6 protein-coding genes are annotated in these 7702 nt (G+C 43.7%); 5 read left to right on the top strand and 1 reads right to left on the bottom strand.

All coding sequences use genetic code 11. The annotated features are described in order from the left end of the window. Nucleotides 1-172: 172 nt before the first annotated feature. Nucleotides 173-649 carry a hypothetical protein gene (locus KIV40_RS06465; protein WP_285348334.1) on the top strand — a complete coding sequence of 159 codons (477 nt, stop codon included), beginning with the start codon at nucleotides 173-175 and terminating at the stop codon, nucleotides 647-649. A gap of 160 nt (nucleotides 650-809) precedes the next feature. Here KIV40_RS06465 and KIV40_RS06460 read toward each other — a convergent pair whose 3' ends face one another. Further along, nucleotides 810-1046 carry a hypothetical protein gene (locus KIV40_RS06460; RefSeq protein ID WP_285348333.1) on the bottom strand — a complete coding sequence of 79 codons (237 nt, stop codon included), beginning with the start codon at nucleotides 1044-1046 and terminating at the stop codon, nucleotides 810-812. A gap of 190 nt (nucleotides 1047-1236) precedes the next feature. Between KIV40_RS06460 and KIV40_RS06455 the strand changes: the two genes are divergently transcribed. The 4 genes from KIV40_RS06455 to KIV40_RS06440 are packed head-to-tail and all read left to right on the top strand — an operon-like array spanning nucleotide 1237 to nucleotide 7677. Then, nucleotides 1237-4899, top strand: a complete 3663-nt coding sequence (locus KIV40_RS06455) for an ATP-binding protein (RefSeq protein WP_285348332.1) — start codon at nucleotides 1237-1239, stop codon at nucleotides 4897-4899. Further along, nucleotides 4896-5534, top strand: a complete 639-nt coding sequence (locus KIV40_RS06450) for a hypothetical protein (RefSeq protein WP_285348331.1) — start codon at nucleotides 4896-4898, stop codon at nucleotides 5532-5534. The genes KIV40_RS06455 and KIV40_RS06450 overlap by 4 nt, the downstream gene beginning before the upstream one ends. After that, entirely contained in the window at nucleotides 5531-6829 is a 1299-nt protein-coding gene (locus tag KIV40_RS06445; RefSeq protein ID WP_285348330.1) for a hypothetical protein, read from the top strand. Before KIV40_RS06450 ends, KIV40_RS06445 begins: the two co-directional genes overlap by 4 nt. Then, nucleotides 6829-7677 carry a hypothetical protein gene (locus KIV40_RS06440; protein WP_285348329.1) on the top strand — a complete coding sequence of 283 codons (849 nt, stop codon included), beginning with the start codon at nucleotides 6829-6831 and terminating at the stop codon, nucleotides 7675-7677. The genes KIV40_RS06445 and KIV40_RS06440 overlap by 1 nt, the downstream gene beginning before the upstream one ends. Nucleotides 7678-7702 lie beyond the last annotated feature (25 nt).

Raw genomic sequence — 7702 nt, 5'->3', positions numbered from 1 at the left:
AAATTTTCCATGTCAAACTGCTTGTGTTTCAATACGGCTTTCGTCCCACTACAGAAATAGGTGACGTTATAAATCGGCATCGTTCCCCTCAATGGCTTTCAACACCCAATGTGTATCCGCATCGCCAATAATATAGTAAACTGATTGCTTATACATTAGAAAGCGAGGCCTTATGAAATCAAACAAAAATTGGCGACCGCTCTCTGTGAGTGTTTGGCACTATCTCATTGAGCATCGAGATAATAAGTCACTCTTTTTCCACGACGTCGCTCGCGAGGTGAGCATCAGTCTTCGTCATCTGAATTATCCACTGGCCTATGTGTTAGAGTTTTGTGAAAGACAGTCACTGCCGCCGTTAACGGGCATCGTCCTCATCAAGCAAGAAACCGTTCGCTTACAACGCAAATGCCCCAGCGCGCACTTTAGGCTCAAACACCAAGGGCAATTCTATTACCCCTGTGACGCGTCTTTCGAGGCGCTTTATCAACAAAAACTCGCAGAGGTAAGACGGTTCGATTGGCAAGCAATCCACTATGCGCCTTCGCCTTTGACGGTCTTTGAGCTAAAAAGCCAATGGTTAGAAGCAAAAAAGCAAAGAGCACCGGGGGCACCCCACGCTCACCACCTTAGTCAGTTGGCCAGACGCTGATGTCATTTATTGAAGCGACAAAAACAAAAAAACCGACGCGCGAGAGTGGCGTCGGCTTTCTTGGCTGTCCTTTGCACGCTAACTCGATGGGGGATGTCCGAGTCAACCTCGCTAAGCTTAGTATGCTTCATACTGTTTCACGATGGTCTTCTTTTAAAAATCAGACTTCCATTCTCATTATCCCTAATGACTTAACCAATGCCGCTAGGTGATCCATTCGCCATGCTCGCAGTGTGTTGGCTCTTCCAGCGCGAACCGCATATTGTGCTTGCCGAGAGAAACTGACGCCGATAAGATGGAACTTACCGGGTGTGTGGGACGATTCTTGCTCCAACACCCCATCAAACGCCTTCGCCAGCGCCAGACGTTTGAACTCCCCTTCTTTAATATGCTCCATAGCAACAACAAAACCTCATAATGACAATGACATTTCGTCATTATGTTCAATTTAATCCACAAAACTCAACAAGTGAAGAGAAAACGCGTCGTCTATCTTTACGAAACACCTTGCTTTCCCTTCCAATAACGTCACAAAATCACCTTCGTTAATTTTTTACCTCAAGGCCCTTAGAGCAGAGATAGTTATTATGATGTATGCCGGATTAAGAAAAGTCATCGCGATAAATTCATATCAGAAAAAGAAGATGTTTTCAGAGTATGATTTCAATTCACCAACTCAATTAACAGGTGATAATGGTGCAGGTAAAACATCACTACTAAGGCTTATTCCGTTCTTCTACGGTGCCACTGGTGCACAGATTGTTAGGAAATCTAACGTTAATAAACCATTCGCAGAGTGGTACTTACCACACAACAACAGCTACCTTGTTTTTGAGTACATTACCGCTCGTAGTCAAATTGCTCATGTCATTTGTTATCGGAATCTAAGCACAAAAGGGGGCATTGTTTACCTGTTCGTTAAAGGTGAGTTTGAGCAATCCGCACTTATCAAACAAGACCATGAAGAGAAGCCATACGCGATTACATGTACCAAATTAGCCGCAGAATTGACCGCTAAAGGTTTGGATTACGAATCTCGTATTACCAGTGTTAAAGAGTACCGAGAAATCATCCAAAACATTAACGCTGGTAATCGAAACAACAAATTCCTCGGCTATTCTCTGTGCTCTGGTCGGAATGATGTTCGTCATATCGAAAAAATCACTGCGGCATTAATTCAGGGCGAGTTCAACATGGCCGACACTAAGGCGCTTTTCCTTGATATTCTTGAACAAGGTAATCGCACTCTAGAATTTGGTGTTGATGCAAACAAGATTGAACAATGGTGTGATGACTACAACGGTCTAACCGCTTTCCTTGGTAAAAAAGACGCATTCGCGGAGACGATTGCGAACAATAAACAGATTGCCTATCTAACTAGCCGATTAGCCAATGCTCTGTTGGTCATTCGTGAAGAATCCGACAAGCTTGCTGAGTCACTATCAAAAACACACCGCGAGCTAGCAGATTACATCGAGGTAAGTGATAAAAACCTCGAAGAGATCAATGCCCTAAAACTCGACAAAGAGAGCTCCCGCCACTCACTTCAAAACGCCATCCGTAGCCTTGATTCTGAAATCGAAGCGCACTATCAAACGCTTTTAAGTTATGAAGAGAATGATTACCCAGAGCTATCGGTAAAACTAAAACAACTTCCATCTCTGGCAGACAAGTTAGCACAACAAAGAAAGAATTACGCCGAGCTTGAAACTAAGGTGGCTGACGCTAAAGATAAGCACGATCGTGATCTTCAAAACCTCAACAGCAAGTTCCATGATGAAAAATCTAAACTCACAGAGCAAAAGCTAAAAGCTCAACAAGAGGCCAAGGAGAAGCAAACTAAGGTCGATGACACTTTTCAGCAGCAGTTAAACGAACTGAGTAAGTCACACAATAACTTCACCAAAAATACAAGTACGGTACTTATTGAGCGTAAGGCTGAACTGGCTACTCAAGAGCAGCGCCTCAAGCACCCTGATATTGATGAACTTCTTACTGAGCAGCGCGAGCACCTTGAATCAGAAAAAGATAAGTTCCAGAACCAAGTCGATGAACTAAATCGAACTGTGAACTCAGCTGAAAAAGAAGAGAGTCACCTGCATAAGGAGCGGGAAAATCAGCTCTCTAACCTAGAGACAATCTGTATCAAGAAACGTAATGCAGAAGAAAAATTGAAGTGGGTTAACGCTCGACTCGACCCTGAATCTGGAACACTGTTCTCATTTCTTGAGACTCACAAAGCAGGATGGCAAAGCTCTCCACTCGGTCGGATTCTTACAGACGACCTTTTGATGGATACCACTCTTTCGCCATCGTTGACCAAAGACTCTGGCAGCTTGTTCGACTTGAGTATCGACACAAGCAATTTGCCTGATTGTACGGTGACTAACCAAGCGGATATCGAAGAGCGAGCCAATTTAATGGATCTCATCGATACGCTTGAGGATGCTGAGGTTGAACTTAATAAGCAAATCAAGAAAGTCGACGCCGCCATTAAAGAGTCAAACATTAAACTGGCACAACTTCGTAGCGAACTTCGAAACACAGAGCACGACTTAACTCAGACTAAGCGCAACCTTGAGAACAAAAAAATAGAGATAGCCCGAACTAAAGAGGCCCTAGTTGAGCAAATTCGCTCAAACATCAAATCGATTAATCAGAACATCTCTTTGATTGAAAGAGAGCTTTCAGAGGCCGAGGAGCGCTTTGGCGAAGCTGAATCAAAACTGAAAAATGATAGACTGACTCAGATTAGCACGATCGAAACTGCGCTCGAAATCAGTACCGATATCATCAACAATACGCTGAATAAGAACCATCAGATGCTAGGTGAGAACAGAGAACGCATCAAGATGGAATACGAACAGCGGCTAAGCGAACAGGGTATCAACCGTGATCTCTACCAGCGCTACAAGACAGATATTGAGGAGCTTGAAAACGAGATCAAGAACCTAAAAGCAAAGACTCAAGATATCAAAGATTACGAGACTTGGTTGTCTATCTACAATATTGACGATCCGAAACGCAGAAAGTCTCGCAACGACATGCAAAAAGAGCTTGAATCGGTTAACCAAAATATCCGCTCGTTTGAAACCAAACTGAAAGAGTTACGCAGCGAAACTCATCGCATCAAGCAACAGTTCAAAAAATCTATTGATACATTGGAGAATCGTAAGAAACGGGCTGATAGTGCCATCTATCGCCTATCCAATTACGAAGCGTTCGAGATCCAAGAAGAAATGGATGAGGGCTTTATTTACAGCGGAGACTTAAATTCACTAATGAATGAGGTTGAGAGTAAGCTGCCTGAACTCGAGATGCTATCGAAACAGCGTAAGAAAGATATTCAGCAGATGGAGGTCATTACGCTGGGTCTTGGTGACGGGGAGCTTTACCGTTTCTGGAATGAAACCAGTCGAAACACCATTAGCGAAGACATTGTCGCTAGCGACTCTAAGCGTATCGACATTCTAGAAAAAATCATGAATGACATTATTCCACAAGTAACGAGCATAACCATTGATAGTGCCGTTAACATGGGCCGCATGTTAGTAGACTTCAAGGACCGATTACTTGGGTTCGACCGCGACATTAAGAAACTCGGGCGCAATGTCTCTGAACAAGTAAAGGCAAACAACACTTTCTCCGTCGTTGGTTCCATCGACATCAACGTAGAGAGTTCGCTTTCAAAACTACAAGGGTGGCAAGATATTATTAACTTCTCTGAGGTTTACGAAGAGTGGGACCGTACTGGTGCGGCTGAACTGCCAACCAAAGAGTTCTACAACGCCCTAGACACACTCACTTACCATATTAGTGCCGACAAAGTGAAGACGCCGACCGAGCTCTTTGACATTAAGTTCGAAGTGACCGAAAACAACCAGCTTAAAACCGCTAAAACAGATAAAGACATGCGTGATTTGGCCAGTAATGGCACCAACTTGCTTATCCAATCCATGTTGTATCTGGCTCTACTCACGCAGCAACGCGGGGCTAACCGACTGTCAATTACTTACCCAACCGATGAGATTGGCAAATTGACGGCGGAGAACCAAGCGAAGCTACTTAAGATGATGGATACTCACCACTTCAATGTTGTAGCCGCTCAACCGGATGGTAACAACCGTACCGCTAACCTGTTTAAGAACTTGTATCACCTAACACCTGACAAGAACATTTTCAACAAACCTAAAGTAAGCAAGCTCGCTTTAGCAAAAGCTACTGAAGCAAGCACAGGAGCAGAAGCATGAAGCCCGTATCACAAGTCCTAGAGTCTCTACTGAGTGGTCGTTTTATCTGCCCTGCGACTGATCGCGATGCCTATAAGACCCTTAAAGACGATCGTACTCGCCGCGAAATTAACCAAGCATTGACTCTTATGAGTCGTGAGCTTCAATGCACGAGTCGAACCAGCGCCTACTATGTGACATACAAAACCATCGACGATCACAACCGCCGTCAGGTAACCACGTTGATGAGTAACGTACACGGTATCATTCGACCTGTAGTGAAGTTCATTGCAACAGTGAGTGAAGCGGCCCAGGTGGAAACGGTAATGGTTGGTGGTGATGAGTTAAATGTGCCTATACTTAGTGCGCAAATCCAATCATCTTCAAGCTTGATGGAGAAACTCGATAGCATTTACCGACTGCCAAAAGTGAGCCGAAAAAAAGTTCGTGAGACTGCCAACGAAAAACTCGAGGTCGTCGTCGAGTTTTTGGTTAAAGAGGGGATTGCCTATCTTGTAAATAAAGAACGTCAACTTTATGTGATGACAGGAAAGCTAGACTTTGTGTACGAGGTGCTCGACTTCATTGATACGCATGAGAAAGTTGTTGAGACAATCAACAAGGCAAACGAGGACCAAGGGGAGTTTAACTTTTGATTCGCTCTCAAAGCAACGGCAAGCATGGTGGTGTCGGCCACATGCTTCGCTTAATCAGCCAAGCAAATAACACCCTAGCTCAAATTTTTGAGAACGGTACGGTCCGCGAAACCCATGAAAACGCCAATGACCTGCGCAAGCTGAAAGAAGCACGCGTCGTTATCGTTACAAGCCGCGGCTACCGTGTTCATCCAAAGATGGAAGCACTGATGAACTACTTCCTTGAGACGGAAGCAAGCTCATTCCTTGGGACTCAGCACGCGGAACGTATTCCAGAAATGCAAGATCTGGCCCTAGAATACCTAGAAGCTAAGCTCAATGGCAAAAGGGAGCAAGAAACTGATAGGTTCAACACCCTTGAGGGTGTAGTCTATGAAATTACCATGGATCTACAAGAATCTTGTCGACGTCTACGTAGTCGTATCAGCTATGACTTTGGTTATGGCAATACATTGGTTCAAAAGCAGAAAGAGAACCAATTAGCTATCAATCAAGCTGAAAAACTTGTTAGTGGTATGAAAGCTTTCTCATTTAAGCTGCTAAGCGACATAGCAGGGGAAAATTCTGAGCTAAACACGTTGTTCTGCGTTGAAATGCACCATGCTATTCGTAGCTGTCAGCAAGAACTTGGTTCTATCCTAAACCAACTTCGCGCCCTCATGATGAAATACCGTAATCGAGAGCGTGATAAAGACCTTATCAACGCTTTTGACCGCTTTATCGATCAAGAGCCACACTGGACTCCAAATGAAGAAGTGATTTTGCCAGATGAAATGGCAAAGCATGGCGGTATCTCTGCATTCTGGTTATCAGATCCGATTGAGTTTGCACATCACCCAAACCCAGAGGAGATGAGCCAAGAACCGGAATTGGCCGAGATTGTAGAGAAGATCACGGCACAACCCGTCGAGCAAGAAGAGCGACCGGTGATAGAAGAAGCTGAGCGTCGAGAGTTTACACTCGATGTTGAGATACAAGAGCTGATTGAAGCTGATATTGATTCCCACTGCGACACTTTCTTTGCTGAAGCCTTTATGGCTCAGGGGAAAACAAAGGTTTCTGCCCTGGATTACTATGAGCAAATTAACGATGGCCTACCTGAAGATCTTGAACTATTAACGTGCGCTAAAGATGTATGGCTATTTAGTGTGCTTAACTTCCATAGTTCGATGCTTCCACAAGACCGAAAAGACTTCATTATTGAGCCGATTGGAACACATACCTATTATGCTGAAGGCAGTAACATAGGCTATGGCAACCTCCACTTAGAAGATGTATCTATATCGAGGAAATAATGAGTAAAATTATTGATAACATTACGAGTGGAGATCTAACTCGACTTAAAAACATCGTCATTCCAGCCAAAATTCACCATGGAACCTCTGTAGTTTTGACGGGGGTATTTCAGGTCTTTCACCAAGACTATAGTATCGGTAAAACTAGCTCTGGAAAGCTGCAACTCACACCCAAAGATATACGCCAAATCAGGAAGCTCATTAAAGAGCTGTCAGGATTTGATATCTTAAAGGATCCAATACCGAGCTCTCGAACAGAAATGGCTAAGTACTTCCCGAACGAGAAGTTAAGCACTACCCCTGTCAAAGATAAGGTGATCAAAGTCTATGGAGTATTGTCTACTAACTTAAATGGTAATAAATACGATCTAGAAGACGGCATGAACATAGAGATGCCTCTTGACACTCTGAGAAGCATTGAACACACGCAAATAGTTATTGTCGAAAATTATGAAGCTTTTTCTCAATTTAGGACTATTCAATCAGACATGAGCCCCAACCCACTTGTTGTATATCGAGGAGACATAGAGGGAGGGGTTATATCTAAAGAGATTGCTAAGCGTTTCCCACAGGTTGAGCTTGTCGCGTGGTTTGATACCGACCCTGCAGGTATTTCTTTCGCCTTAGCATCGGGTGCAAACTATATGCTTATTCCTTCCATATCTAAACAAGCTCTTATTAAACACGGAAATCCCACTTTATTTGAAGAACAGTACCGATATTGGGAACGAGTATCAAAGGCACTCCCCTCTAAATTGGAGACTTTAATTTCTAGTGTAGAAAAAGGAATAACTCAAGAATCAATTGTTGCGAACACCATACCTCTGGTCTTGCACCCACTCAATTAGAGTTTAGAGAGTCGCTTTATGCGCA

The sequence above is a fragment of the Vibrio sp. D173a genome (genome assembly GCF_030248475.1).
The sequence above is the reverse complement of the archived record's forward strand: the minus strand, read 5'-3'. Positions and strand labels throughout refer to the sequence as shown.